This window comes from Variovorax trehalosi (assembly GCF_051216415.1).
In the GTDB taxonomy this organism is placed as follows: Bacteria; Pseudomonadota; Gammaproteobacteria; order Burkholderiales; family Burkholderiaceae_C; genus Variovorax.
The window spans coordinates 394,353-419,148 of record NZ_JBPJZG010000001.1 but is presented as its reverse complement, the minus strand read 5'-3'; the positions used below and the strand labels follow the sequence as shown (position 1 = coordinate 419,148).

At 66.7% G+C, this 24,796-nt stretch carries 24 protein-coding genes; 5 read left to right on the top strand and 19 right to left on the bottom strand.

The window, feature by feature from the left end; all coding sequences use genetic code 11:
• Window position 1: 1 nt before the first annotated feature.
• On the top strand, window positions 2–1,141 hold the full coding sequence (locus tag ACSFA7_RS02035) for a DSD1 family PLP-dependent enzyme (RefSeq protein WP_435497834.1): 1,140 nt from the start codon (window positions 2–4) through the stop codon (window positions 1,139–1,141).
• 13 nt (window positions 1,142–1,154) lie between these two features.
• Here the strand turns inward: ACSFA7_RS02035 and ACSFA7_RS02030 are convergent, their stop codons facing one another.
• The 3 genes from ACSFA7_RS02030 to ACSFA7_RS02020 are packed head-to-tail and all read right to left on the bottom strand — an operon-like array spanning window position 1,155 to window position 3,462.
• Window positions 1,155–2,705 carry a serine hydrolase domain-containing protein gene (locus ACSFA7_RS02030; protein ID WP_435497833.1) on the bottom strand — a complete coding sequence of 517 codons (1,551 nt, stop codon included), beginning with the start codon at window positions 2,703–2,705 and terminating at the stop codon, window positions 1,155–1,157.
• A gap of 60 nt (window positions 2,706–2,765) precedes the next feature.
• The gene (locus ACSFA7_RS02025) at window positions 2,766–3,113 is read right to left on the bottom strand and encodes a hemagglutinin (RefSeq protein WP_435497832.1); all 348 of its coding nucleotides are present in this window, start codon (window positions 3,111–3,113) and stop codon (window positions 2,766–2,768) included.
• Window positions 3,114–3,123: 10 nt separating this feature from the next.
• Window positions 3,124–3,462, bottom strand: a complete 339-nt coding sequence (locus tag ACSFA7_RS02020) for a 1-deoxy-D-xylulose-5-phosphate synthase (RefSeq protein ID WP_435497831.1) — start codon at window positions 3,460–3,462, stop codon at window positions 3,124–3,126.
• 80 nt (window positions 3,463–3,542) lie between these two features.
• On the opposite strand from ACSFA7_RS02020, the gene ACSFA7_RS02015 reads away from it, so the two are divergent.
• A complete protein-coding gene (locus tag ACSFA7_RS02015; protein ID WP_435497830.1) occupies window positions 3,543–5,276 on the top strand; it encodes a GMC family oxidoreductase in 1,734 nt (577 codons plus the stop codon).
• Here ACSFA7_RS02015 and ACSFA7_RS02010 read toward each other — a convergent pair.
• From ACSFA7_RS02010 to ACSFA7_RS01975, 8 genes are read right to left on the bottom strand one after another with little or no spacing between them, the layout of a single operon-like run.
• Window positions 5,176–6,201: a LacI family DNA-binding transcriptional regulator gene (locus ACSFA7_RS02010; protein WP_435497829.1), complete on the bottom strand. Its 1,026-nt coding sequence runs from the start codon at window positions 6,199–6,201 to the stop codon at window positions 5,176–5,178. The two genes, ACSFA7_RS02015 and ACSFA7_RS02010, sit on opposite strands and share 101 nt — an antisense overlap.
• A gap of 1 nt (window position 6,202) precedes the next feature.
• Entirely contained in the window at window positions 6,203–7,183 is a 981-nt protein-coding gene (locus tag ACSFA7_RS02005) for a 2-hydroxyacid dehydrogenase (protein ID WP_435497828.1), read from the bottom strand.
• Window positions 7,184–7,188: 5 nt separating this feature from the next.
• A complete protein-coding gene (locus ACSFA7_RS02000) occupies window positions 7,189–8,142 on the bottom strand; it encodes a sugar kinase (RefSeq protein WP_435497827.1) in 954 nt (317 codons plus the stop codon).
• A gap of 12 nt (window positions 8,143–8,154) precedes the next feature.
• Window positions 8,155–8,898: a sugar phosphate isomerase/epimerase family protein gene (locus ACSFA7_RS01995; RefSeq protein WP_435497826.1), complete on the bottom strand. Its 744-nt coding sequence runs from the start codon at window positions 8,896–8,898 to the stop codon at window positions 8,155–8,157.
• On the bottom strand, window positions 8,898–9,653 hold the full coding sequence (locus ACSFA7_RS01990) for an amino acid ABC transporter ATP-binding protein (RefSeq protein ID WP_042579448.1): 756 nt from the start codon (window positions 9,651–9,653) through the stop codon (window positions 8,898–8,900). Before ACSFA7_RS01990 ends, ACSFA7_RS01995 begins: the two co-directional genes overlap by 1 nt.
• Before the next feature lie 27 nt (window positions 9,654–9,680).
• On the bottom strand, window positions 9,681–10,478 hold the full coding sequence (locus tag ACSFA7_RS01985; protein WP_435497825.1) for a transporter substrate-binding domain-containing protein: 798 nt from the start codon (window positions 10,476–10,478) through the stop codon (window positions 9,681–9,683).
• A 50-nt stretch (window positions 10,479–10,528) separates the two neighbouring features.
• Window positions 10,529–11,182, bottom strand: a complete 654-nt coding sequence (locus ACSFA7_RS01980; RefSeq protein WP_013540637.1) for an amino acid ABC transporter permease — start codon at window positions 11,180–11,182, stop codon at window positions 10,529–10,531.
• Window positions 11,183–11,206: 24 nt separating this feature from the next.
• Window positions 11,207–11,878 carry an amino acid ABC transporter permease gene (locus ACSFA7_RS01975; RefSeq protein ID WP_435497824.1) on the bottom strand — a complete coding sequence of 224 codons (672 nt, stop codon included), beginning with the start codon at window positions 11,876–11,878 and terminating at the stop codon, window positions 11,207–11,209.
• A gap of 133 nt (window positions 11,879–12,011) precedes the next feature.
• On the opposite strand from ACSFA7_RS01975, the gene ACSFA7_RS01970 reads away from it, so the two are divergent.
• Both ACSFA7_RS01970 and ACSFA7_RS01965 read left to right on the top strand, forming a co-directional pair.
• Window positions 12,012–13,715 (top strand): hypothetical protein, encoded by a 1,704-nt coding sequence (locus ACSFA7_RS01970; RefSeq protein WP_435497823.1) that lies wholly within the window; start codon window positions 12,012–12,014, stop codon window positions 13,713–13,715.
• Between the two features lie 9 nt (window positions 13,716–13,724).
• Window positions 13,725–14,462 (top strand): metallophosphoesterase family protein, encoded by a 738-nt coding sequence (locus ACSFA7_RS01965; RefSeq protein WP_435497822.1) that lies wholly within the window; start codon window positions 13,725–13,727, stop codon window positions 14,460–14,462.
• Between the two features lie 3 nt (window positions 14,463–14,465).
• On the opposite strand, the gene ACSFA7_RS01960 is transcribed toward ACSFA7_RS01965, so the two are convergent.
• The 3 genes from ACSFA7_RS01960 to ACSFA7_RS01950 form a co-directional block, all read right to left on the bottom strand.
• Window positions 14,466–15,002: a cysteine hydrolase family protein gene (locus ACSFA7_RS01960; protein WP_435497821.1), complete on the bottom strand. Its 537-nt coding sequence runs from the start codon at window positions 15,000–15,002 to the stop codon at window positions 14,466–14,468.
• An 8-nt stretch (window positions 15,003–15,010) separates the two neighbouring features.
• Window positions 15,011–15,424, bottom strand: a complete 414-nt coding sequence (locus ACSFA7_RS01955; protein ID WP_435497820.1) for a hypothetical protein — start codon at window positions 15,422–15,424, stop codon at window positions 15,011–15,013.
• Window positions 15,425–15,634: 210 nt separating this feature from the next.
• Entirely contained in the window at window positions 15,635–17,224 is a 1,590-nt protein-coding gene (locus ACSFA7_RS01950) for an esterase/lipase family protein (protein WP_435497819.1), read from the bottom strand.
• A 221-nt stretch (window positions 17,225–17,445) separates the two neighbouring features.
• Here ACSFA7_RS01950 and ACSFA7_RS01945 point away from each other — a divergent pair, with 221 nt between their 5' ends.
• A complete protein-coding gene (locus ACSFA7_RS01945) occupies window positions 17,446–18,567 on the top strand; it encodes an MBL fold metallo-hydrolase (protein WP_435497818.1) in 1,122 nt (373 codons plus the stop codon).
• 19 nt (window positions 18,568–18,586) lie between these two features.
• Here ACSFA7_RS01945 and ACSFA7_RS01940 read toward each other — a convergent pair whose 3' ends face one another.
• From ACSFA7_RS01940 to ACSFA7_RS01920, 5 genes are read right to left on the bottom strand one after another with little or no spacing between them, the layout of a single operon-like run.
• Window positions 18,587–18,778, bottom strand: a complete 192-nt coding sequence (locus tag ACSFA7_RS01940) for a hypothetical protein (protein WP_206178344.1) — start codon at window positions 18,776–18,778, stop codon at window positions 18,587–18,589.
• The gene (gene parC / locus ACSFA7_RS01935; RefSeq protein WP_435497817.1) at window positions 18,778–21,180 is read right to left on the bottom strand and encodes a DNA topoisomerase IV subunit A; all 2,403 of its coding nucleotides are present in this window, start codon (window positions 21,178–21,180) and stop codon (window positions 18,778–18,780) included. The genes ACSFA7_RS01940 and parC overlap by 1 nt, the downstream gene beginning before the upstream one ends.
• Before the next feature lie 34 nt (window positions 21,181–21,214).
• On the bottom strand, window positions 21,215–22,180 hold the full coding sequence (locus ACSFA7_RS01930) for a lytic transglycosylase domain-containing protein (RefSeq protein ID WP_435497816.1): 966 nt from the start codon (window positions 22,178–22,180) through the stop codon (window positions 21,215–21,217).
• Between the two features lie 15 nt (window positions 22,181–22,195).
• Window positions 22,196–22,783, bottom strand: a complete 588-nt coding sequence (locus tag ACSFA7_RS01925; RefSeq protein WP_435497815.1) for a hypothetical protein — start codon at window positions 22,781–22,783, stop codon at window positions 22,196–22,198.
• Complete coding sequence (locus tag ACSFA7_RS01920; RefSeq protein WP_435497814.1) at window positions 22,780–24,768, bottom strand: DNA topoisomerase IV subunit B; 1,989 nt, start codon at window positions 24,766–24,768, stop codon at window positions 22,780–22,782. The genes ACSFA7_RS01925 and ACSFA7_RS01920 overlap by 4 nt, the downstream gene beginning before the upstream one ends.
• Window positions 24,769–24,796: the final 28 nt, after the last annotated feature.

The window sequence follows — 24,796 nt, the reverse complement described above, 5'->3', positions numbered from 1 at the left end:
CATGAACGCCCTCACCCTCGCCACCATCGACACGCCCACCGCCATCGTCGAGCAGCCCCGCATGCAGCACAACATCGCGCGGATGCAGGCGCACATGAACGCGCTCGGCGTGCGCTTCCGCCCGCATGTGAAGACCAGCAAGTGCATCGACGTGACGCGTGCGCAGCGCGATGCGGGTGCGCAGGGCATCACCGTTTCCACGCTGAAGGAAGCCGAGCAGTTCTTCGCCGCCGGTTTCACCGACATCCTCTATGCCGTGGGCATGGCGGCGCACCGGCTGCCGCATGCGCTCGAGCTGCGCCGCCGCGGCTGCGCGCTTTCGATCATCACGGACGGCGTGGCTTCGGCGCGCGCCATTGCCGAGTTCGGCCGCGCGAACGGCGAGGCCTTCGAGGTGCTGATCGAAGTCGACACCGACGGTCATCGCTCCGGCATCCGCCCCGACGACGACGTGCTGCTAGCAGTTGCCCACGTGCTGCACGACGGCGGCATGCGCCTTGCCGGCGTGATGACGCACGCCGGCTCCAGTTACGACCTGGACACGCCCGAAGCGCTCAAGGCCATGGCCGAGCAGGAACGCGCCGGCTGCGTGCGCGCCGCACAGCGGCTGCGCGATGCCGGCCTGCCCTGCGCCGTCGTCAGCGTGGGTTCCACGCCCACGGCGCTGATGGCCGAGCAACTCGACGGCGTGACGGAAGTGCGGGCCGGTGTCTATGTGTTTTTCGACCTCGTGATGCGCAACGTCGGCGTGTGCGACACAGACGAAATCGCGCTGAGCGTGCTCACCACCGTGATCGGCCACCAGGTCGAGAAAGGCTGGGCCATCGTCGATGCGGGCTGGATGGCGATGAGCCGCGACCGCGGCACGCAGAAGCAGAAGCGCGACTTCGGCTATGGCCAGGTCTGCGGGCTGGACGGCGCGGTGCTCGATGGCTTCGTGCTCAGCGGCGCGAACCAGGAGCACGGCATCCTGTCGCGCGAAGGCGAGCCTGATACGGATATCGCCACGCGCTTTCCGATCGGCACGCGCCTGCGCATCCTGCCCAACCATGCATGCGCGACTGGCGCGCAGTTTCCCGAGTACCAGGCGCTGGGCGAAGACGGTGCGTTGCAGCCCTGGGGCCGCTTCCACGGCTGGTGATCGGGGGGCGCGCTCAGGCCTTCGCGCGCGTCCCCGTGAGCGTCGGCAGTTCCGTGGCGCTGGAATTGACATTCACACTGCGATCGAAGCGCATGTAGGGCCCCGAGAAGCGGCACTCCACCGTGTCGCGGAAGGCCGACTCGACGAAGGTCCAGGTCATGACGAAGGTGCGCGCGTCGCGCCACTCGCCGCTGGCCACCACGCGCATCACGTCGGGCTGGTACTCGTGGTGCAGCTTGTTGCCAGTGATGGTGGTGTCGCCTTCGAAGGGCTTCTTCAACCCCGCCTGCACCTTGTGCGTGCCGCGGTCGTCTTCCATCGTGAAGGTGCAGGTGTCACCCGTGAAGTCGAGGCGCATCGACTTGACCTTCTCCGCGTTCTCGGGAAAGTCGAAACGCACGCCCGAGACATTTGCCGCCACGGGCGAACTCGTCGCCTTCACAGGCGGCAGCAGTTGCAGCGTGCGCGTGCGGTTCTTCAGCGTCGCGTAGTCCCGTTCGCTGGCCGGCAGCGTGTTGCCGAACGCCGCAGGGAAGTGCTTGTAGAGAATGCCCGCGTTGAAGCCCGCCTTCGGCGGCAGCGCCGAGTTGAGCGCAAGCACCGCGTTCTGCTCGGGGAACACCACCGAGTACTGGCCGAACAATCCATCGGCGTTGTAGGCGCCGCGCTGGCCCAGCCACCACTGGTAGCCATAGCGGTCCTTCGTGTGCGGCTCGTGCACCGACGCCACCCACTCCTTCGTGAGGATCTGCTTGCCGTTCCACAGGCCGTTCTGCGCATGCAGGATGCCGAGCTTGAGCGAATCGACCGTCTTCCAGCTCAGGCCGTTGGCACCGGGCGAGATGCCTTCGGGTCCCACATCCCACTCGTAGCCGGTGATGCCCAGCGGATCGAAAAAGCGGGGCTTGAGGTAGTCAGCCGTCGACTGCCCCGTGGTCTTGGTGACGATGGCCGACAGCATGTAGGTGGCCGCGCTCGTGTAGACGAACTTGCTGCCCGGTGTGTGGACCACCGGGATCTTGAAGAACTCCGCGATCCAGCTCGTGCGGATCGGCCGCCACACCGAGCCCGACACCATCGACTCGTGGCCGGTGCGCATCGTGAGCAGGTCGCGCACCGTCATCGCCGCGAGGTTGGCACTGACCGTGGGCGGCAGGTGCTCGGAAAAGAAGGAGACGACCTTGTCGTCGAGGCCGAACTTGCCGTCGGCGATCGCCATGCCGACGGCACACACCGTCACGCTCTTGGTGAGCGAGTGCGTCATGTGCCGGCGCTCGGGCTTGTAGGGGTCCCACCAGCCTTCGGCCACCACATGGCCATTGCGCCACAGCATGAAGCTGTGCAGCTCGAAGGCGCCGCGCTCGGCATCGTCGAGGAAGGCGAGGATCGCGGCGGGCGAAATGCCCTGCGCCTCGGGCCGGCTGCGCGGCAGGCCGTCGGCAAAGACCGGTGCAGCAGTGCCCGTGGCGGCCCAGCCGATGCCGGGCAGCGAAGCCATGGCGGTGCCGCCGATGGAAAGGCGCAGCAGGCCGCGGCGGGAGATGGCAGGTGTTGTCTCTTGCATGTTGTTGGCTTCCTTGTCTTGCGGGATGGACAGGTCGCACCAGTTTGGTTCCGCGAACTGTCAATCGCCTGTCGGCTGCGGCAGGGAAAACCCGGTCGATGGATCGCCATGCGCGCCGGCCCGCGCCGCCGAATCGATGATCTCGCGCCACGACTTGCCGGCTGCCCGAAGCTGATCCACCGAGGGGCCGAGGATGTTGCCGTACTGCCGCATCGTCCGGGCTTCGATGAGCACCAGCAGATCGGGCGGCGTGAGGTCGCGGTAGGCCTCCTTGAGGCGATTGCGCTCGGCCACCACCCAGCGGGCGACCTGCTCTTCGTCCGTACCCGCAGCGAGCATCTGCGATGCCGACCGGGCGAGTTCGTTCACTGCGGCTTCGTAGCGGGAACGCACTCCGGACGCAGTCATGGCCTTCTGCCTAGGCTGTCTGGTTCGGTTCCGGATCTTTCCGCCCCGGCACGGCCACGCCGCGGATCTTCAGGAAGTATTCGTCCTGCACGTCCTCGTCGACGACGGGCCGCGTGTGCGTTGCATAGAGCGCGTCCGGCCCATCCTTGCGTGGCCCCGAAATCCAGTAGTGCTCGCCCGTCTCGACATCGAAGTAGTTCGACTTGAATCCATCGCCCTTCAAGCTCTGGAAGGCCTTGTCTCCGTAATACAGCGTTGCGCCGGTCTTGGAGAACTTCACGCGTCCGATGCGGGCTGGCCCCGTCAAGCCGCCTGCCTTCGACTCGATGTACATGATGCGGCTCTTCATGGGGTGCCCTGCGCGTTGGAATCCCGCCATCGTACAGTTCAGGCTCCCGCGGCCGAACACAACAACTACGGAGACAAGCCATGGAATTCGACTACGTGATCGTGGGCGGAGGCTCCGGCGGCGCCACGCTGGCCTCCCGCCTCAGCGAAGACCCGGCCATGACGGTCTGCCTCATCGAAGCCGGCGGCGATGGCCGCGGCATCCTGGTACGGGCACCGGCCGCCACGGTGGCGATGCTGCCGGGCCGACCGCGCATCAACAACTACGCCTACCAGACCGTGCCGCAGCCCGGCCTGAACGGACGCCGCGGCTACCAGCCGCGCGGGCGCTGCCTCGGTGGCTCGAGCGCGATCAACGCCATGCTCTACGTGCGCGGCCATCGCGACGACTACGACGACTGGGCGCGCGCAGGCTGCACGGGCTGGTCGTTCGACGAGGTGCTGCCGTACTTCAAGCGCGCCGAGGGCAACGAGCGCGGCGAGAGCGCGCTGCACGGCGCCGACGGGCCGCTGCAGGTCTCCGAGCAGCAGAGCCCGCGCCCGATCACCGAAGACTTCGTGCGCGCGGCTGCGGAGTGCGGCATTCCGCGCAACGACGATTTCAACGGCGTCGAGCAGGAAGGCGCGGGGCTCTACCAGGTCACGCAGTTCCACGGCGGCGCGAAGAACGGCGAGCGTTGCTCGGCCGCCGCGGCGTACCTGCACCCGGTGATGAATACGCGCCCCAACCTCACGGTGCTGACCGGCGCGCAAGCCCTGCGCGTGGTGCTCGACGGCAAGCGCGCCACCGGTGTGGAGGTGCTGCGCGGCAGCACCGCCGAGATCATCAGCGCGCATCGTGAAGTGGCGCTGTGTGGCGGCGCCTTCAACTCGCCGCAGTTGCTGATGCTCTCGGGCATCGGCGACCCCGCCGAGGCGGGCCGCCACGGCATCGCCGTGCGGCATGCGCTGCCGGGCGTCGGCCAGAACCTGCAGGACCACACCGACTTCATCCTCGCCTACACCTCGAAGGACACCGACCTCTTCGGCATCGGCGTGAAAGCCGGGCTGAAGCTGACGAAGGCGATCTTCGAGTGGCGCAAGAGCGGCAAGGGCCTCATCGCGACGCCCTTTGCCGAAGGCGGCGCCTTCATCAAGTCGTCGCCCGAGTTGCGCCGGCCCGATCTGCAGCTGCATTTCGTGATCGCGATCACCGACGACCATGCGCGCAAGCTGCATGCGGGTTTCGGCTTCTCATGCCATGTGTGCGTGCTGCGCCCCAAGGGCCGGGGCGACGTGCGGCTGAACGATGCGAACCCGCTGTCGGCGCCGCGCATCGACCCGCAATTCCTCTCCAACGCCGAAGACATGGCATTGCTGCTGCAGGGCGTGAAGAAGATGCGCGAGATCCTGCGCGCACCGGCGCTGCAGAAGTACCGGCACCGCGAGGTCTACACGGCCGATGCGCACACCGACGAAGAACTCACCCGCCATATCCGCTCGCGCGCCGACACCATCTACCACCCGGTGGGCACCTGCAAGATGGGCGTGGATGTGATGGCGGTGGTCGACGCGCAACTGCGCGTGCACGGCATCGAGAATCTGCGCGTGGTCGATGCCTCGGTGATGCCGACGCTGATCGGCGGCAACACCAATGCCCCGACGATCATGATCGCCGAGCGCGTGGCCGACTGGATGCGCGGGCCGATCACATTCGACCGCGCGGTGCAGGATGCTAGAGAGCCTGCGAAGAGCCTCGCACCATCAGCTCTCCAGGGAGCAGCAGTTGGCGCGGTGCAGAGTCCAGCCCACGCAGCCGCTCGATCAGGCATGTAGCGGCCGTGCGGCCGATCGCATCGGTGGGCTGCGCCACAGTGCTGAGGCCAGGACCGATCAGCGAGGCCCATTCGGGATCGTCGAAGCCGACGAAGCCCAGGTCGTCGCCGAACTGCAGGCCCAGGCGCGCCATGGCCTGCGCCACGCGCAGCGTGACCACGGCATTGCCCGCGACCACGGCGGCGCGGCGACCGCGCTTGGCGCGCTTGCGCAAGGCGGTCAGTGCCGCATCGAGCGCATCGCTCTCACCTTCGACCGATTCGAACACCTCGCCCGCCACGCGCGGTTCGTGCGCAGCCACGCAGGCACCGAAGGCGGCCGTGCGTTCGCGCCGCGAACTCACGCCCTTCTGCGGCTCTGTGACGTAGAGCAGTTCGCGATACCCGCCTTCGAGCAGATGCCCGCAAGTCGCCTGCATCGCCGCATGGTTGTCGAGCGAGACGAAGTCGGTGTGCATGCCCGTGTGCCGGCGGTCGACCAGCACCGCGGGCTTGCCGTGCAGCGTGACCGCATCGACCACGTTGCTGCCGCGGCCGAGCGTGTTGAGGATGAAGCCGTCGACCTGGTAGCCCGCGAGCGCATCGATGGCCTCGCGCTCGCGTTCGCTTTCGTTGCCGAGGTTGAACAGCATCACGAGGTAGCCGGCGTCCTGGCAGGCCTTCTCGGCACCGCGCAGCACCGCCACCGAATACGGGTTGGTGATGTCGGCCACGATCAGGCCGATGAGCCGCGAACGGCCGTGGCTCAGCGCCTGCGCCATCGGGCTCGGCGAATAGGCCAGCTTGGCGATGGCGACCTCGACGCGCGCGGCGATGTCGGGGCTCAGCAGCCGTTCGCGGTGGTTGAGGAAGCGCGAGACCGTGGCTTTGGAAACGCCGGCCGCTTCGGCGACGTCGGCGATGGTGGCGCGGCCCGTGGGTTTCATGTCACGGGGCGGCGGTGTCGTAGGGCGCGGTCGGCTTCTCGCCGGCCAGCACCTGCAGCAGATTGGTCGTCGCCAGCTCGGCCATCGCGTGGCGCGTCTCGTGCGTGGCCGAGCCGATGTGCGGCAGCGGCGTCACGCGCGGGTGCGTGCGCAGCGGTGAATCGGCCGGCAGCGGCTCCTTCGCGAACACGTCGAGGCCGGCGGCGCGCAGCGTGCCGTGGTCCAGCGCCTGCAGCAGCGCGTCTTCGTTCACGGTGGCACCACGGCCGCCGTTGATGAACGATGCGCCCGGCTTCATGCGCGCGAAGAAGGCGGCGTCGATCATGCCGCGCGTGGCGTCGGTCAACGGCAGCATCGCGAGCACGATGTCGGCGCGCGCGAGCAGGTCGTCCAGCGGCGTGTGCGTGGCGCGGCCTTGCAGCTCAGGCGCCTGCGCGGCCAGGTCGACCGGGCGGCGTGCGTGGTAGAGCACCGGCATGCCGAAGCCCAGCGCCGCGCGCCGTGCCACGGCCTGGCCGATGCGGCCGAAACCGAGGATGCCCAGCGTCTTGCCATGCACGTCGGTGCCGAAGAGGTCTTCGCCGATGTTCTTCGTCCACTGGCCTTCGCGCACGAGGTTCGAGAGCTCGACGACGCGGCGCTGCGTGGCCATGAGGATCGCGAACACCGTGTCGGCCACGGTCTCGGTGAGCACGTCGGGGGTGTGGCACAGCACGATGCCGCGCTTGTGCAGTTCGGCGATCGGGTAGTTGTCGACGCCGACCGACACGCTCGAAATCACCTCGAGTTGCGGCGCTGCATCCAGCAACGCGGTATCGACCGTGTGGCTCGAGCCGATCAAACCGTTCGCGGTGGCGAGCGCGGCGGCGAAGGCCTCGGGCTCCTTGCGCGGATCGGCCACGGTGACGTGGTGCGCGGCCTGCAGGCGCGCGAGTTGGTCTTCGAGCAGGGGCCGGAAAACGAGCACGTTTTTTTTCGTCATGGTCTTCAGAGCCCCGCTTCTTCGAGTTGCGCACGCGTCGGCAGGCCTTCGGTATCGCCCAGCACCTGCACCGCACGAGCGCCGATCCACGCGCCGCGGCGCACCGCCTCGGGCACGCTCCTGCCTTCGAGCAGCGCGCTCACCACGCCGGCTGCGAAGCCGTCGCCTGCGCCCACGGTGTCGATCACTTCCTTCACCGGAAAGCCCTCGACGCGGCCTGTGCCGGCCACATCGCTGTCGTAGTAGGCGCCCTCGGCGCCGAGCTTGACGACCACGAGCTTCGCACCGCGCTCGCGGTAGAAGCGCGCCACAGCCTCGGGCTCGCTGTGGCCGGTGAGCAGCAGCCCTTCTTCGATGCCCGGCAGCACCCAGTCGGCGCGCGAGGCGAGTTCGTTGATCCAGTGGCGCATCGTCTCGGTCGAAGACCACAGCGTCGGGCGCAGGTTGGTGTCGAACGAGATCGTGCGGCCGGCGGCGCGCATCACGTCCATGGTCTTGAGCGCGGCCTGCAGGCTGGTCTCGGAGATGGCGGCGAACACGCCGGTGGCGTGCAGGTGGCGCGCCGAGCGCAGCCACGCCTCATCGACATCGGCCGGGCCCATCTGGCTCGCGGCCGAGCCCTTGCGGTGGTATTCGACCGGCGGGTCGCTGCCGTCGGTGACGCGGCCCTTGAACTGGAAGCCGGTGCGTTGCGTCGGATCGCAGATGACGTGCGAGCAGTCGATGCCCTCGCCCTTCATCGTCGCGAGCAGCGCACGCGCCATCGAGTCGGTGCCCAGTCGGCTGGCCCAGCCCACTTTCAGACCCAGGCGCGAAAGACCGATGGCCACGTTGGTCTCGGCGCCCGCGGTGCGCTTGTGGAACGCCTCTGCGTTCTCCAGCGGCCCGGGGCGGTCCGCCACGAGCAGCATCATGGCCTCGCCGAACAGGGCGACGTCGAAAGCGGTGGGTTCTGGCATGTGTGGTTGGTTCTACGCCCGTGCGGCGCGGATGAATTCGATTTGCGAGCGGGTGACGGCCATCAGGTCGTCGCCCACCAGAGGGTATTCGATGGCGTGGGGCACGTCGGCGGGCAAGGCGCGCAGCACCGCACGCCATGGCGCGACTGAATCGCCCATCGGCACCGCCACCCACTTGTGCGGCAGGCGCTGCGCGCCCTTGCAGTGCACATAGCGCACGCGGTGGCCGAGTGCCTGTGCGGCCTGCAGCGGGCACTCGCCCAGCCAGTGCCAGTTGCCCATGTCGAAGGTCATGCCGAGCGATACGCCGGCACGGTCCGCCGCTTCGAAGAAGGCCTGCAATGCGGGCAATGTGCCGGCGCGCACCGTCTGGTCGTTCTCGATCAGCAGTTCGACGCGCGTCTCGGCAAGCTCCACCTTCAGGCCCCACAGCGAGCCGTGCGACGAAGGCTGGAAATCGCCAATGGACATCTTCAGCCGCTTCGCACCCACGCGGGTGGCAGCGGCTATGCCGCGCTTGAGCGCCGCACTGTCGAGCCAGCCGCCCTCGGCCCAAAGACCTTCAGGGCTGGAGTACACGGAAGCAAGACCGTTGAGCGCAGGCAATTCGGCATCCGCATCGCGCAGCATCTCGCCGCGCACTTCCACCGAATCGGCGCCAGCGGTGCTCGCGAGTTGCGAGCACCAGAGCTGGCCGTGCCGCCCCACCTCGGCCGCGCCGAAGGACGACAGAGAAATCAGAACCTCGAAGGACATCAGTGGGCTTGGTGAGAACTGAGGATCTGCCCGAGGAACTGGCGCGTGCGCTCGTCCTTCGGGTTGCCGAAGAATTCTTCGGGCGGCGCCTGTTCGACGATCTTGCCTTCGGCCATGAAGATCACGCGGTCGGCCACGCTGCGGGCAAAGCCCATCTCGTGCGTCACGCACAGCATGGTCATGCCGTCTTCGGCCAGGCCGATCATGGTGTCGAGCACTTCCTTGACCATCTCGGGGTCGAGCGCCGAGGTGGGCTCGTCGAACAGCATGATCTTGGGCGACATGCACAGCGCGCGCGCAATCGCCACGCGCTGCTGCTGGCCGCCCGAGAGCTGGCTCGGGTACTTTTTGGCCTGCTCGGGAATGCGCACGCGGGTGAGGTACTTCATCGCCACCTCTTCCGCCTGCGCTTTCGTCATGCCGCGCGAGCGCATCGGCGCGAGCGTGCAGTTCTCCAAAATGGTGAGGTGCGGGAACAGGTTGAACTGCTGGAACACCATGCCGACTTCGGCGCGCACCGCGTCCACGTTCTTGCCACCGGCCGTGAGGTCGATGCCATCGACCACGATGCGGCCCTTCTGCACCGTCTCCAGCCGGTTGATGCAGCGGATCAGCGTCGACTTGCCCGAGCCCGAAGGCCCGCAGATCACGATGCGCTCGCCCTGGCGCACCGACAGATCGATGCCGGTCAACACCTGGAATTCACCGTACCACTTGTTGACCGCTTCCATGCGGATGATCGATTCCGTCGTCATGCCAGGGTTTCCTTCAAGCGCCTTGGCTTATTGCATCTTCGGGAGGTCGGCCTGCAGCCACTTCTGGTAGAGCTTGTTCAGCTCGCCATTCGCGGTGTTCTTCTGCACGAACTCGTTCACCGCCTTGGTCAGCTCTTCCTGGCCCGGACGCATCGCGATGCCCATCGACTGCTGCACCAGCGTGAACTTGTTTTCATAGGTGCCGGCGGGCACGCGCTTGGCGATCTGCGCGGCGACGGTGACCGAGCAGCCGATCGCATCGACCTGGCCCGAGATCAGCGCCTGCATGGCCGAGGCGTCGTCGTCGAAGCGGCGGATCTCTGTGCCTTCCGGTGCGGCCTTGGTCACGGCCACGTCTTGCGTCGAGGCGCGGGCCACGCCCACGCGCAGGCCCTTCAGGTCGGTGGCGGCCTTGATGGGGGTCTTGGTCGCGCCGTACAGCACGATGGTCGCGGCCGCGTAGGGTTGCGAGAACTGCACCTGCTTGGCGCGCTCGGGCGTCACGGCCAGCGAGGCGACCAGCAGGTCGACCTTGTTGGTCAGCAGGAACGGAATGCGGTTCGGGCCGGTCACCGGCACGATGTTGGCCTTCACGCCCCAGTCCTTGGCCAGGAGCTTGGCCACGTCGGCGTCGTAGCCGTCGGGCTGGTTCTTCGCATCGGTGGTGCCATAGGGCGGAAAGTCGACCAGCATGCCGATGGTGATCTCGCCCTTCTTCTTGATGTCGGCCACGCTTTGCGCCGAGGCGAACGGTGCGAACACGGTGAGTGCGGCGCCAAGGCCAAGGGCTGCCAGTGCGGCGCGGCGGGTAAAGGTGCGGGTCATGGGTTGTGTCTCCTGGATGGAAAAAGGAAGCGGCGAGAAAAGGAAATGGGTCAGCGTGCGAGGGCGCGAGCGCGCTTGCGCTCCATGCGTGCGGCCAGCAGCGACAGCGGCCAGCAGATCACGAAGTAGATGGCCGCCACCACCGAGAACACGATGAGCGGCTGGAAGGTGGCGTTGTTGATGATCTGCCCCGCGCGGGTGATCTCGGTGAAGCCGATGATGGCCGCGAGCGACGTGCCCTTGATGATCTGCACCAGATAGCCCACCGTGGGCGCGAGCGCGATCTTGAAGGCCTGCGGCAGCACCACGTCGCGCATGCGTGCGCCGTACTTGAGGCTCAGCGCCTCGGCCGCTTCCCACTGGCCGCGCGGAATGGCTTCGATGCAACCGCGCCAGATCTCGCCGAGGAAGGCCGCGCTGTTGAGGATGAGCGCCACGCCCGCGGCGATCCACGGGTTGATGTCCAGCCCCAGCACCGGCGCGCCGAAGAAGATCAAAAAGAGCTGCAGCAGGAGCGGCGTGCCCTGGAACACCTGGATGAAGACCATCGACGCATTGCGCGCCCAGGTCGAGTCGGAGGTGCGCATGAGCGCGATGATCAAGCCCAGGATCGCGCCGCCGACGAAGGCGATGGCCGACAGCGCCAGCGTCCACTGGGCCGCTTCGAGGATGAAAAGGAATTCGGGAAAGCCGAAGGTGCGCATGATGTTTTCTTCCGTGCGGCCGCGTTACCGGCGGTCCGGATAGTTGAGCGTGCGCTTGTAGATCAGCTTGAACATCGCCGAGAAGGCCAGCGCCAGCGCAAGGTAGATGGCGGCCACCACGATGTAGATCTCGAAGCTGCGGAAGGTCTGCGACTGCAGGTTGGCGGCCACCGAGGTCAGGTCGTCGGCCGAAATCACCGACACCACGGCCGAGTTCAGCATCAGCAGGATGAACTGGCTCGTGAGCGCCGGGTAGATGGCCTTCAGCGCGGGCTTGATGATCACGAAGCGGAAGATCTCCCAGGGCTTGAGGTTCAGCGCCCTGCCCGCCTCGATCTGCCCCTTGGGAATCGACTCGATGCCCGCGCGGATGATCTCGGTCGCGTACGCACCCAGGTTCACCACCATCGCCACCAGCGCGGCCGTCTGCGGCGACCAGCGCAGGCCGATGGCCGGCAGCGCGAAGAAGAAAAAGAACAGCTGCACGAGGAACGGCGTGTTGCGGATCACCTCGATGTACGCGTTGACGATGAAGCGCAGCCACCCCGGCCCCGAGGTCTTGCCCCAGGCGCAGAAGATCGCGACCACGAGGCCCAGCACCGTCGCGATGAGCGAGAGCTGGACCGTGATCCACGTGCCCTTGAGCAGCAGCGGCCAGGCAGCGAAGACGGCGTCGAATTGAAACTGGTAGTTCATGGTGCGGCGTGCACGAAGGCCGTGCACGTGCCTCGAAAAGCAATGCTTGCAGCTTATATGAAACCGGTTTCAGGCTTGACTAGGGATTCCCCTAGGTGGGCGTTTTGACCTACCTTCTGCCTACACTGGCGCGATGCTGAACCCACCCGCGGCCACCTTGCCCACAGAGGCGAATGCGCCAGTTTCCGGCGCTCCCGTCGTGCAGCATTTCAGGCAGGCATTGCTCTGGCCCCTGCGGCTGATGCCCTCGCCCGATGCCAGGTACACGCACCACGGCCCCTGGCAGGTGCTGCGCGACATGGGCGATGCCTCCCCATGGCGCGAAGAGGTCGACGAATACACCGGCGACAGCAGCCGCTTCCACGAACGGCACTACAACGAGTTCGTGAGCTTCCTGCCGTATGTGCAGCGCTTTCTCTATGGCGAAGGTCGCTCACGCGGCAAGGGCGACGACTCGGCTTCAGGCAAGGACGGCGATTCGCCGATGCGCATCTTCCGCCGCCACGACGTCGCGGCGGTACGCGTGGTGGCCCGGCCCGGCGACGTGCCGGTCACGCTGGACGTGATCCATTGCGACCTCTACTTCTTCTTCGACATCGACGTGGTGATGCTCAATCTCGAAGTCGGTGTCAATCACCTCAGCCTGGCGCAAGCGCAGGAAATCCTCTACCGCTTCGGCCGCGCCTACCCCGCCGGCTGGGAGCCCGACGGATCGGCCCTGCACTGCATGGCCAGCGTCGAATGGCTGGGCGCCGACGGCCGCGTGCTCGCGAGTTCCGATGCACAGCAGCGCGAGAGCTTTCTCTCGCACGTGGCGCAGCACCGCGCGCCGCGCATCTCGTCGCACTGGGCCTACCTGATGCAGCCGCTGGTGAGCGACCATTCGGAAGACCCCGGCGCGCTGCGCTACCGCCAGATCGAGTACTACCGCATGCCGGTGATGGCGTACCTCTCGATGGACGATCCGCGCCGCCTCACGCGCGACGACTTCGTGCGGCTCGCGCTGGTGACGGGCGCGGGCACGACCGACGCCCACCTGCCCTACGCCGACCACCACCTCGCGGACTTCGAGCACAAGTACTGCTACGACCGCTTCTGGGTCGACGCGGGCGCCGCGCCCAACACGCGCTACCTGTGCAACGGCCACGCGCTGGTCGTGGTGGGCGATGCGCACTCCGATTTCTTCTGCTGCCGCGACCGCGGCGTGCTCGCGCAGTTCAGGCACCAGCACTTCCTGCTGTTCCTCATCGCGCATTTCCAGAAGGCGTCGCTCCTGATGTTCTCGGACCAGCTGGTCGAGGCGCTCAAGAAGCTCGATATCCGCAGCACGCCGAGCGTGAAGCAGTTCAAGCGCGCGATCCGCTCGAGCTTCGAACGCTTCCTGCGCTTCACGCACCGCTACTGGTTTCACGAGATCTCCGAGCAGGCGCAGGTGCGCGCGCTCTCGCACATGTGCGCCGCGCACCTCGGGCTCGATCCGCTGTATGACGAGGTCAAATCTCGCATCGCCGACATGAACACATACCTCGATGCCGACAGCCTGCGCCGGCAGGCCAGCACCGTCGTGCGGCTCACGGTGGTCACGCTGTTCGGGCTGATCGGCACCGTCACCACGGGCTTCCTCGGCATGAACCTGCTGGCGGAAGCCGATGCGCCGCTGTGGCGCAAGGCGCTCTGGTTCGGCGTGGTGTTCGCCTTCACGACGTGGCTCACGATCTACACGATGGTGAAGTCGCAGCGGCTGTCGGACTTCATCGATGCGCTGTCGAACGATCGGCTGGGGTTTCGCGGCAAGCTGGCTGCGCTGGCACGGGTGTGGCGCCCGGGCGCGGATTAAAGTCTGCCGATGCGCATCGCCATCGTCTCCGACATCCATGGAAACCTCCCCGCACTCGAAGCCGTGGTCGAGGACATCGAACGCCGCGGCGTGGACGCCATCGCCAACCTGGGCGACAGCCTCTCGGGCCCGCTGATGCCGCTGGAGACCGCGCAGTTCCTGATGGCGCAGGACTGGGTGCAGCTCGCCGGCAACCATGAACGCCAGTTGCTCACCGTGCCCGCAGACAAGCGCGGCGCGTCCGATGCGTTCGCACATGCGCGGCTCGGTGCGAAGGAGTTCGCGTGGATCGCATCGCTGGGGCATACGCACCGCTTCAGCGCGGAGGTGATGCTCTGCCACGGCACGCCGGCGAGCGATCTCGAATACTTTCTGGAGACGGTCGAACCCGGCGACTTCCGAGCGGCCACGCAGGCGGAAATCGATGCGCGGCTCGGCGATGTCGATGCAGCGCTCGTCGCCTGCGGGCATACGCATGTGCCGCGCGTGGTGCATGCGTCGAGCGGGCAGTTGATCGTCAATCCGGGCAGCGTCGGCCTGCCGGCCTACGACGACATCCACCCTTATCCGCATGCCGTCGAAACCGGCTCGCCCCATGCGCGCTATGCCATCGTCGAGCAGCGCGACGGCGACTGGACCGCCAGGCTGGTGGCCGTTCCGTACGACCACACGGCGATGGCAAACCTTGCACTGGAGAACGGGCGGCCGGACTGGGCCCATGCACTCAAGACAGGCCGCATGCCCTGAGGATCAATCGCCCAATACGATCTTCGCGCCGTCGACCGCGCTGATGCGTACGCCGAAGCTCGTGATGTCCGACAGCGTCGCGTTGTGGTGCGCGCGGATGAAGGCGCCGGTGGCATGCGGCTTGTCGTGCGAGGTGTGCGCATCGGCCGCGAGCACCACTTCGTAGCCCAGCGCGGCCGCGCGGCGGGTGGTGGTGTCCACGCAGAACTCCGACGAGTAGCCGCAGATCACCACGCGCCGCACGCCCTGCCCCATCAGCCACGCTTCGAGCGGCGTGCGCAAAAAGGAATCGGGCGTGGTCTTGCGGATCCGGGTGTCGGCCGCATCGACCTGCAGCGCATCGGCGAGCTGCCAGCGTTCGGAATCGAATTCCAGGTCGACCGCGTTCTCATGCTGGATGAAAGCCACCGGCGCGCCGGCGGCGCGGGCTCGCACAGTGAGCGCGTTGATGCGCTGGATCACTTCCTGTGCCTCGTGCGGGCGCGGCGGATCGTCGCAAAGGCCGCGCTGCACATCGATGACGAGAACTGCAGTTTTCATGATGCTAGTTAGAAGGCAATGCCCTTGACCGACCAGAGGATGGCGCCGGACAGGAGCGTGGAGATGAGTGCGACGACCGCGCTGGCACCGAACGACGTGCCGATGCCGATCTGGAAGCCCAGTGTGTAGGCCACGAACAGCCCCACCATCACCGCGATCGCGGGCAGCCCTTCGACATGGTGATTGCCGGTTCCGCTGGAGAAGCTCATGTAGGCCAGCAGCGCCAACGCCACGAACAACGAGGCATAGAACACCGACTTGAACGACTCGCCCAGGCTCGGCGACACGCCCGCCACGACCTGCGCCGATATCTTCACCACCACCGTCACGAACAGCACCAGCGCACAGACCGCGATCGCGAGCTTGAGCGGCGTCATGAACGCGAAGAAGATGAGCGCGCCGATGAAGAGGAGGTAATGCATGTGAGGTGCGATTGTGGGGCCAGGCGTTCGCGTTGCGGCCTCAGAGGCTGAGAGGCGATTCGGCGTGGCCGAGCAGCCCCCGCAAACGGGCCCAATCAAGGCGCAAAGCGCAGCCATAGCTGAGGCTATGGCGAGCATTTGCAACGCAGAGTGGGGCCGTTTGCGGGGGATGAGCGGTCATGTCGGATTGCCTCTCAGCCTCTCAGCCTCTCAACTCCAGGCGCTCACCTCCAGCCGCACCTTGCCGGTGATGCCGGGCGCCGCCGCTGCGGCACCGAGGCTCGAGAGCGGCACGACGAACTGCAGCTTGCCGCCGGCCAGTTGCTTCGGGCTGATCGGCAGCGACGCCTGCCCCGCCGTGTCGGTCTGCCAGCCGTACTTGAGGTTCCAGTTCTGCGCCGGGTCGTCGGCCTGGGGCGGCGCGATCTCGATGACGAGCGTGTCGCGGAAGAGAGAGCTTCCTTCGTAGTGCCCGTCGAGCCAGAACTTCTTGTTCACCTGGTAGTCGGGCACGCGCACGCCCAGCGTCATGGCGTAGGCGAGCGTCGGGCGGTCCTGGTTGACGCGGGCCTTGTTGGCCAGGAACACGGTCGAGAGATAGATCGAGCGGCGCTCGGGCTTCTTCGGATCGGTCAGCTCCTTGTGCGTGCGGCAGGCGGGCGAGTCTTCCTCGGCCACGCGCCGGCTCAGGTACCAGCGCTTGCCGCGCGGCGCGGCCAGAAGCTCGACCTGATAGAGCGCATCGATGTCGGCGTCCTTGGGCAGGTCGGGCGGCAGGGTCACGCCGTCGACGTCGAACCAGAGGTCGACCCGCACATCGCCGAAGAGAAAGCGCACGAGGTTCTGATAGGCCTCCTCGGAGTTGACGATGCCGAAGTAGCCCGAGTGCGAACGAAAGGCGTAGGCGGTGGCCACCGGCTGCGTCTTCTTGTTCGCGTCGATGGACCAGAGCGAGGCGTTCTCGATGCGCACCAGCCCGTCGCTGCCATGGCCCGCGAACATGCGCGAGAGCCCCTTGGCGGTTTCGTAGTCGCCTCGGTTGGAGCCGACCATGCAGAAGAAGCGCTCGGCCGGGAAGGCGGTGGCCGGCAGGTAGTCCATGCGGCCGTTGACGGCCGGCGTGGCGAGGAACTCGGACATCTTCTCGCGGTTGAAGGTGTTCATCTCGTTGGCGGTGAGCCAGGCCGGGATGTTGACGCCGCCCATGTCGATGCCGTTGTGCGGCGTGGCATAGGTGAACACCTTGTCGACGCAGGCCCGCGCGGCGGGGTCGCCCAGCGCCGGGTTCTGCAGGAAGGCGCGCACCACCAGCCCGCCCATCGAATGCGCCACCAGGTAGCAGCGGAAGTCGGCAGCAGCGGCGGCCCCTTCGCGCTGCCCCACGAGGTCGCGCACCCGCAGGATCAGCTTGCTCAAACCCTGCGCATAGAACTTGATGTTGCGCGCTTTGCCATCGCCCAGCAGCTCGGAGCCGGTGTCGTAGTAGCGGTAGATGATGACCGAGGCCGACGGGATGCCGTCCACGTCCTTGCCGGTCTCGTCGGGCGAAGGCTTCCAGTCGTCGTCCAGGATGTCCAGGCCGTTCTGATAGACGCTCTGGTACTGGAAGTCGGCCAAGAGGCGCACCACTGGCGACTCGAAGACGAACTTCTGCGCAGGCGCGTCTTTCTTGACGGTGGCGCGGTAGACCGTGGAGCCGAGGTTGAAGCCGCAGAACGGATCGGCCGCGGTCTCGTCGCGCTCGGATTCGGTCATGGCATAGCCACGCACGTAGATGATGGGATAGCGGTTGCCGCTCATTTTTGTATCGCCTTCTCCTGGCCCATGAAGGCCCCGAGTGTGCCGCGCCGAAGCGGTGCATGCCATAGGGCGCATGGCATAAGGAAGGGCCCTTGCCGGGCATGGCGCGCGCACCCCGAAATTCCCCTGCCGCCCGAATGTTTCTGTCGCTGAAACCATTGAAACATGTGCCCGCGATAGTCTCGCGCCTCCACACAAACACACGTCCAGAGGTTCTTCCCATGGCTGACGATTCGGCTTCGCAGGGGTCCTACCTGCCCCAACTCCTGCGCCGGGGCACGGCGCTCGCCGCGGCCGGCTGCGCATTCGTCGCGGGCTGCAGCGCCGCCGGCGGTGGCGAGACACGCTACGAGAATTCGCCGCAGTTCCGTGACGGCGTGTTCCAGAACATGGCCAACCCCGACGAGAAGCCCTCGGCCAGCGCCTGGCGCATCTGGTCTCGCTTCATCGTCGGCAGCAAGGTCGACACGGTGCCGGTCGATGCGATTCCGGTCCGTGAGATCAGCGCGAAGGATCTGGACGCGCTCGACACCAAGGCCAACCACGTGGTGCGCCTCGGCCACTCGTCGCACCTGCTCAAGCTGCGGGGCAAGTACTGGTTGATCGACCCGGTGTTCAGCGAGCGCGCATCGCCCGTGCAGTGGGCCGGGCCGAAGCGCTTTCACAAGCCGCCGATCGCGCTGGAGCAACTGCCGCCTATCGAAGGCGTGATCCTCTCGCACGACCACTACGACCACCTGGACGTGGCGACCATCGAATACCTCGCCAAGAGCGTGAAGCGCTACTTCGTGCCGCTGGGCGTGCGCTCGCGGCTGGTGGTGATGGGCGTACCCGCCGAGCGCGTGACCGAGCTCGACTGGTGGCAGGACGCCGAGCACGACGGCGTGAAGCTCACCGCCACGCCGGCCCAGCATTTCTCGGGCCGCACGCTCTCGGACCGCGGCCGCACGCTGTGGGCCTCATGGGCGGTGCAGAGCGGTGACCAGCGCATCTTCTACAGCGGCGACTCGGGCTACTTCCAGGGTTTCAAGCAGATCGGCGAGCGCTTCGGCGGCTTCGACCTGGCGCTGATGGAAAACGGCGCCTACGACGCCTACTGGCCCGGCGTGCACATGACCCCCGAGCAGAGCGTGCAGGCCTTCGAGGACCTGCGCGGCAAGGTGTTCTTCTCGGTGCACAACAGCACCTTCGACCTCTCCTTCCACACCTGGCACGACCCGCTGGACCGCATCGCGAGCCTGACGGAAGCCAAGAAGATCGAGCTGGCGACGCCGGTGATCGGCGAGGTGGTGACGGTGGGGCAGGCGCGAACCAACACGCGGTGGTGGCAGGGGCTGCGCTAGCCCCTCGCCTGCGCTCCGCTCACCTGCCGCTTTCGCGCCGCTCGCGCGCCCGGCGCACCTGCCGGGTCTCGATGGCCTGCGCCGCGATGCGGTCCTTCTCGCGCCGCTTGGCCGCGCGCTTCATCCGGAAGTGCCGGCCCACGAGGAAGCTGGCAAGGCCGGTGACCACCGCGATGAACAGGCCGATGACGCTGATGTCGATGCCGCCCATCACAACACCCGCACGATGCTGGCCGGCTTGAAGCCCAGGTCGGCCGCCTTGCCCTTGCGCGCACGGGTGCCGCGCGCGTTGTTGAGGGTGCGGATCTCCAGCGTCTCGTCGCGCTCCTTGCCGCCGCGCCCGATGCCTTCGATCTTCACGCTGCGCGTGTAGGCTGCGGCACCCGCGAGGGTGTCCTTGGGCTCCAGGTCGATCAGCGTGAGGCCGCGGCCGCCCTTGGGCAGGCTCTTGAGTTCGGTGATGTCGAAGGTCAGGATGCGGCCGCCGGTCGAGGCGCAGGCCACGTGCGTGGCGGCCGGCATCGGCTCGGCGCCGCTCGCGCCGCCCACCAGCGACGGACGGCAGAGCTGTTCGCCCTCGCCCACGTCGATGAAGGCCTTGCCGCCACGCTGGCGCGACATCATGTTCTCGACCGTGGCGATGAAGCCGTAGCCGCCGGTGTTGGCCAGCAGCACGCTCGCGCCCACGGGGCCCGCGAAGAAATGCGTGACGTGCGTGCCGGCGTCCAGCTCGACGAGCGTGGTGACGGGCTGGCCGTCGCCGCGCGCGCCGGGCAGCGAGGCCACCGGCACGGTGTACACGCGCACCGACTTGTCCTTGGCGGAGCCGAAGACCAGCAGCGTGTCGACGCTGCGGCACTCGAAGGCGCCGTAGAGCGAATCGCCGGACTTGAAGCTGTACTCGGGCGTCGAGGAGCCATTGCCACCGTTCGCGCCGGCCTTCTCGCTCGCCCAGCCCTTCTGCGCGCGGACCCAGCCCTTCTGCGACACGATCACGGTGACGGGTTCGTCGACCACCTTCACTTCGGCCACGGCGCGCTTCTCGGCCTGGATCAGCGTGCGGCGCGGGTCTTCGAAGCTCTTGGCGTCGGCTTCGATTTCCTTGATCAGCAGGCGGCGCAGCGTGGCGGGGCTGCCGAGGATGTCTTCGAGCTTCTTCTGCTCTTCGCGCAGGCCCTTGAGCTCCTGTTCGATCTTGATGGCTTCGAGCCGCGCGAGTTGGCGCAGGCGAATTTCAAGGATGTCCTCGGCCTGCCGTTCGCTGAGGCTGAAGCGCGCGATGAGCGCCGCCTTCGGGTCTTCCGCCGCGCGGATGATCGCGATCACCTCGTCGATATTCAGCAGCACCAGCTGCCGGCCCTCGAGGATGTGGATGCGCTCCAGCACCTTGTTCAGGCGGTGCCGCGAGCGCTTCTCGACGGTGATCTCGCGGAAGGCGATCCACTCGTTGAGCATCTGGCGCAGCGACTTCTGCGTGGGCTTGCCGTCGATACCCACCATCGTGAGGTTGATCGACGAGGAGGTTTCGAGCGAGGTCTGCGCGAGCAGCGTGGTGATGAATTCTTCCTGGCTGATGCGCGAGGTCTTGGGCTCGAACACCAGCCGCACGGCCGCGTCCTTGCTCGATTCGTCGCGCACCACGTCTAGCACCGACAGCATCGCGGCCTTCAGCTGCGTCTGGTCGGCCGAGAGCGCCTTCTTGCCGGCCTTGACCTTCGGGTTGGTGATTTCCTCGATCTCCTCGAGCACCTTCTGCGTGCTCACGCCGGGCGGCAGTTCGTTGACCACGAGCTGCCACTGGCCGCGTGCGAGGTCTTCGATCTTCCAGCGTGCGCGCACCTTCAGCGAGCCGCGGCCGGTGCGGTAGGCGTCGGCGATGTCGCCCGGGCCGCTGATGATCTGCGCGCCACCGGGGTAGTCGGGGCCGGGCACGATGGCGAAGAGTTCTTCCTCACTCAGCTTGCCGTTCGACTTGATCAACGCGACGCAGGCGTCGGCGATTTCGCGCAGGTTGTGGCTCGGGATTTCGGTGGCCAGGCCGACCGCGATGCCGCTCGCGCCGTTGAGCAGCGTGAACGGCAGCCGCGCGGGCAGGAGGCGCGGCTCTTCAGTGCTGCCGTCGTAGTTGGGAATGAAGTCGACCGTGCCTTCGTCGATCTCGTCGAGCAAGAGGCTGGTGATGCGGGCCAGGCGCGCCTCGGTGTAGCGCATGGCCGCGGCGCCGTCGCCGTCGCGGCTGCCGAAGTTGCCCTGGCCGTCGACCAGCGGGTAGCGCTGCGAGAAGTCTTGCGCCATGCGCACCAGCGCGTCGTAGGCGGCCTGGTCGCTGTGCGGGTGGAAGCGGCCGAGCACATCGCCGACCACGCGCGCGCTCTTGACGGGCTTGGCGCCCACGGTGCCGTTGGTGCCGCCGAAGCCGAGGCCCATGCGCGACATCGAGTACAGGATGCGCCGCTGCACCGGCTTCTGGCCGTCGGACACATCGGGCAGCGCGCGGCCCTTGACCACGCTGAGCGCGTATTCGAGGTAAGCGGTCTGCGCGTAGTCGGCCAGTGTGAGGGTGGTGTCGCCGTCGGTCGGGCCGCCGAGGTCGAGCGGAGGTTGGGAATCCATCGTCTGTCGTTTCCGGAAGATTGCTGTTGCTTGTTTATTCGGACATGGCCACCGAAGGCGCGCCCGTCATGGACGAGACCGGCACTTCGGGCATGTAGGGAGAGGTCGGCACGTCGGCCGCCTCCGGCAGGACGGGCGCGGCCGGCGAGGTGGCCGGCAGCCAAGGCCGGTCGGGCGGCATGTTCCCGCGACCGACGGCGCCGCCCATTTCCATACGGATGCGGCCGGGCGACTTGCCGCCGCTCCCGATGCGCCCCCCGGTCGCGCCGGGCTTCAGGTACGCGTAGAGCTGCAGCACCGTCTGCACGTAGTTCTGCGTTTCCTTGTAGTTCGGGATCTTGTTGCCCGCGCGCTGCACCGCCCCTTCGCCCGCGTTGTAGGCGGCGAGCGCCAGTTCGATCTGGCCGGGGAACATCGCGATCAGGTCGCGCAGGTAGCGGGAACCGGCGGCGATGTTGATGCGCGGGTCGAACAGCTTCTTCTCGATGCTCGTGCGCTTGTCCGCGGCAACGCCGTAGCGCTGCGCGGTCGCGGGCATGAGCTGCATCAGGCCCATCGCGCCCTTGGGCGAGACGGCCTGCGCGTCGAAGCCCGATTCGGTGGCGATCAGCGCCTGCAGCAGTTCGTAGTCGATCGAATGCTTGTTCGACGCATCGCGCAGCGCGCTCTTGGCAACCTTGTAGCTCGGCGAGGCCTCGAAGAGCGCCAGCAGGCTCTGCGACGCTGGCGGCACCTTGCCGTCGAACTTGCGCCCGCTGCGCGAGAGCGGAGACAGGCCCTGCGCGGTGTCGAAGCTCTGGCCGCCGCGGAAGAAGACCTGGTAACGCTCGTCGACCTTCTCGGCAGCAAAGTGCGCGACGCCCTTGCTGTCGATGTAGCCGTAGATGTCAGCGGCGTGCGTCCACCCGGCAAACCCCAAGAGTGAGAAAACAAGGGCGACAAGAGCTGGCACCCGAGACAGGCGCAAGAACTCATCGACGCGTGGCATTTCTGTTCGCATGCAAGGCGCTGTGAATCAGCTCGCTTCTGCACCGCGGCGCGGCGACGGCAGCAACGGCAACTGCTTCAGCTCGGTCAGCCAGAACGCCAGGGCGAGCAGGAGAAGCGAGAACTCGTTTTCGTTGGAAATGAAACCGAAACTGATTGTGTGAAAAAACATGGTCAGCATGACACTGAACATGACTCCCAACGATGTCAGCACGAACCACACGGAATACACCAGCAGCGCAATAGCGATACCGGCCATCCCTGCTTCCAGGGTCTTGAATGACTCAGGCGGCAGGCGCCGCCGACCTGACAAAGCCAGGAAGACGCGGCGGGCAATCAAGCCCAGCGCCAGCACATGAAGCACGATAGTCAACCCGTCATAGCCGCAGTGAATAGGACAAATTGCACCGCCATTGTTTGCAAGCAGCCCGAACTTGCTCATTAGCAAGATCGGCGTCAGTGACTCGGTCATGTCGAGAGGTCGCCAAGACACATGCAGCACGACCAGCACACGCTCAATCAAGAACCACAGCATGGGAACGGCGACAACCACAAGCATCGCCACGTAGATCGTGAGCCTGAGTTTGTCAGTGCCGTTGTTGGGGCCAGCCGTCATACATCAATGTCCACATCGTCGGCGCGCAGTTCCATCAACTCGCGCCGGGCGGCCGCTTCGCCCTTGCCCATGAGCTTGGTGATCTCGCCCTGGGTGGAGGTGAAGTCGAAGCGTCCCAGCTGGACCTGCATCAGGCGCCGGGTATCCGGATTGAGCGTGGTTTCCCACAATTGTTCCGCGCTCATCTCGCCCAGGCCCTTGAAGCGGCTGATGCTCCAGGCGCCTTCGCGCACACCATCTTTGCGCAGCTTGTCGAGCGTGGCGGTCAGTTCGCCCTCGTCGAGCGCATAGACCTTGGAGGCCGGCTTCTTGCCGCGCGCGGGCGCATCGACCCGGAACAGCGGCGGCTTGGCGACATACACGTGGCCGGTTTCGATGAGTTTCGGAAAGTGGCGGAAGAACAAGGTGAGCAGCAGCACCTGGATGTGCGAGCCGTCGACGTCGGCATCCGAGAGGATGCAGATCTTTCCGTAGCGCAGGCCGCTCATATCGGGTGAATCGTTGGGGCCGTGCGGGTCGACACCCACGGCCACCGAGATGTCGTGGATTTCGGTGTTGGCGAAGAGCCGGTCGCGCTCGACTTCCCAGGTGTTGAGCACCTTGCCGCGCAGCGGCAGGATGGCCTGGCTTTCCTTGTCGCGACCCATCTTGGCGCTGCCGCCGGCGGAGTCGCCCTCGACCAGGAAGACCTCGTTGTGGCTGATGTCCTTGCTCTCGCAGTCGGTCAGCTTGCCGGGCAGCACGGCCACGCCGGAGCCCTTGCGCTTCTCGACCTTCTGGCCGGCACGCTGGCGGGTCTGCGCGGCCTTGATGGCGAGTTCGGCGAGCTTCTTACCGTAGTCGACGTGCTGGTTGAGCCAGAGTTCGAGCGCGGGGCGCACGAAGCTCGACACCAGGCGCACGGCATCGCGCGAATTCAGGCGCTCCTTGATCTGGCCCTGGAACTGGGGATCGAGCACCTTGGCGCTGAGCACATACGAGGCACGCGCGAACACGTCCTCGGGCAAGAGCTTCACGCCCTTGGGCAGCAGCGAGTGCAGTTCGATGAAGCCCTTCACCGCGGTGAAGAGGCCGTCGCGCAGGCCGCTCTCGTGCGTGCCGCCGGCGCTGGTGGGAATCAGGTTGACGTAGCTCTCGCGCACCGGCTGGCCGTCTTCGGTGAAGGCCACGCACCAGTCGGCGCCCTCGCCTTCGGCAAAGTTGTCGGCGTTCTTGTCGGCGTGGCCGCTGCCTTCGAACAACGGGATCACCGGGTCGCCGTTGAGCGTCTGCATCAGGTAGTCGCTCAGGCCGCCCTTGTAGAGCCACTGCTGCGTTTCCTTGGTCTTCTCGACCGTCAGCGTGACGCTCACGCCGGGCATCAGCACGGCCTTGCTGCGCAGGAGGTGCGTGAGTTCGCTCATCGGGAGCGCGGCGGTTTCGAAATACTTGGCGTCGGGCCAGGCGCGCACGGTGGTGCCCTGCTTGCGCTCGCCGGCTTCGAGCTTGCGGATTTCGAGCGCCTCGATCACGTCGCCGGCGCTGAAGGCCAACCTGGCGATCGAGCCTTCGCGGTGGGAGGTGACTTCGAGCCGCTTCGAGAGTGCATTGGTCACCGACACGCCCACGCCGTGAAGGCCGCCCGAGAAGCTGTAGGCGCCGCCGGAGCCCTTGTCGAACTTGCCGCCGGCGTGCAGGCGGGTGAACACCAGTTCGACCACGGGGGCTTTTTCTTCGGGATGCAGGCCGAACGGAATGCCGCGGCCGTCGTCTTCGATGCTCACCGAGTTGTCGGCATGCAGCGTGACCTTGATCTTCTTGCCGTAGCCGGCCAGCGCCTCGTCGGCGGCGTTGTCCAGCACTTCCTGGATGATGTGCAGGGGGTTGTCGGTCCGGGTGTACATGCCCGGGCGCTGCTTGACGGGCTCGAGGCCCTTGAGCACGCGGATGGAGCCTTCCGAGTAGCCGGAAGCGGGGTCTGAGGTTGTCTTGGGAGGAGTCGCCATGGGGGCGAATTGTAGTCAGTCGCCGCCA

Bases quoted from the DNA above. Each gene is read 5' to 3' on its own strand.
- ACSFA7_RS01920 (WP_435497814.1), bottom strand. From the start codon at position 24,768: ATGGCGACTCCTCCCAAGACAACCTCAGACCCCGCTTCCGGCTACTCG.
- ACSFA7_RS01995 (WP_435497826.1), bottom strand. From the start codon at position 8,898: ATGTCCTTCGAGGTTCTGATTTCTCTGTCGTCCTTCGGCGCGGCCGAG.
- ACSFA7_RS02000 (WP_435497827.1), bottom strand. From the start codon at position 8,142: ATGCCAGAACCCACCGCTTTCGACGTCGCCCTGTTCGGCGAGGCCATG.
- ACSFA7_RS01990 (WP_042579448.1), bottom strand. From the start codon at position 9,653: ATGACGACGGAATCGATCATCCGCATGGAAGCGGTCAACAAGTGGTAC.
- ACSFA7_RS01930 (WP_435497816.1), bottom strand. From the start codon at position 22,180: ATGCGAACAGAAATGCCACGCGTCGATGAGTTCTTGCGCCTGTCTCGG.
- ACSFA7_RS01950 (WP_435497819.1), bottom strand. From the start codon at position 17,224: ATGAGCGGCAACCGCTATCCCATCATCTACGTGCGTGGCTATGCCATG.
- ACSFA7_RS01985 (WP_435497825.1), bottom strand. From the start codon at position 10,478: ATGACCCGCACCTTTACCCGCCGCGCCGCACTGGCAGCCCTTGGCCTT.
- ACSFA7_RS01975 (WP_435497824.1), bottom strand. From the start codon at position 11,878: ATGAACTACCAGTTTCAATTCGACGCCGTCTTCGCTGCCTGGCCGCTG.
- ACSFA7_RS01980 (WP_013540637.1), bottom strand. From the start codon at position 11,182: ATGCGCACCTTCGGCTTTCCCGAATTCCTTTTCATCCTCGAAGCGGCC.
- ACSFA7_RS01945 (WP_435497818.1), top strand. From the start codon at position 17,446: ATGGCTGACGATTCGGCTTCGCAGGGGTCCTACCTGCCCCAACTCCTG.
- ACSFA7_RS01940 (WP_206178344.1), bottom strand. From the start codon at position 18,778: ATGGGCGGCATCGACATCAGCGTCATCGGCCTGTTCATCGCGGTGGTC.
- ACSFA7_RS02010 (WP_435497829.1), bottom strand. From the start codon at position 6,201: ATGAAACCCACGGGCCGCGCCACCATCGCCGACGTCGCCGAAGCGGCC.
- parC (WP_435497817.1), bottom strand. From the start codon at position 21,180: ATGGATTCCCAACCTCCGCTCGACCTCGGCGGCCCGACCGACGGCGAC.
- ACSFA7_RS02025 (WP_435497832.1), bottom strand. From the start codon at position 3,113: ATGACTGCGTCCGGAGTGCGTTCCCGCTACGAAGCCGCAGTGAACGAA.
- ACSFA7_RS01925 (WP_435497815.1), bottom strand. From the start codon at position 22,783: ATGACGGCTGGCCCCAACAACGGCACTGACAAACTCAGGCTCACGATC.
- ACSFA7_RS02035 (WP_435497834.1), top strand. From the start codon at position 2: ATGAACGCCCTCACCCTCGCCACCATCGACACGCCCACCGCCATCGTC.
- ACSFA7_RS02020 (WP_435497831.1), bottom strand. From the start codon at position 3,462: ATGAAGAGCCGCATCATGTACATCGAGTCGAAGGCAGGCGGCTTGACG.
- ACSFA7_RS01965 (WP_435497822.1), top strand. From the start codon at position 13,725: ATGCGCATCGCCATCGTCTCCGACATCCATGGAAACCTCCCCGCACTC.
- ACSFA7_RS02015 (WP_435497830.1), top strand. From the start codon at position 3,543: ATGGAATTCGACTACGTGATCGTGGGCGGAGGCTCCGGCGGCGCCACG.
- ACSFA7_RS01970 (WP_435497823.1), top strand. From the start codon at position 12,012: ATGCTGAACCCACCCGCGGCCACCTTGCCCACAGAGGCGAATGCGCCA.
- ACSFA7_RS02005 (WP_435497828.1), bottom strand. From the start codon at position 7,183: ATGACGAAAAAAAACGTGCTCGTTTTCCGGCCCCTGCTCGAAGACCAA.
- ACSFA7_RS01955 (WP_435497820.1), bottom strand. From the start codon at position 15,424: ATGCATTACCTCCTCTTCATCGGCGCGCTCATCTTCTTCGCGTTCATG.
- ACSFA7_RS01960 (WP_435497821.1), bottom strand. From the start codon at position 15,002: ATGAAAACTGCAGTTCTCGTCATCGATGTGCAGCGCGGCCTTTGCGAC.
- ACSFA7_RS02030 (WP_435497833.1), bottom strand. From the start codon at position 2,705: ATGCAAGAGACAACACCTGCCATCTCCCGCCGCGGCCTGCTGCGCCTT.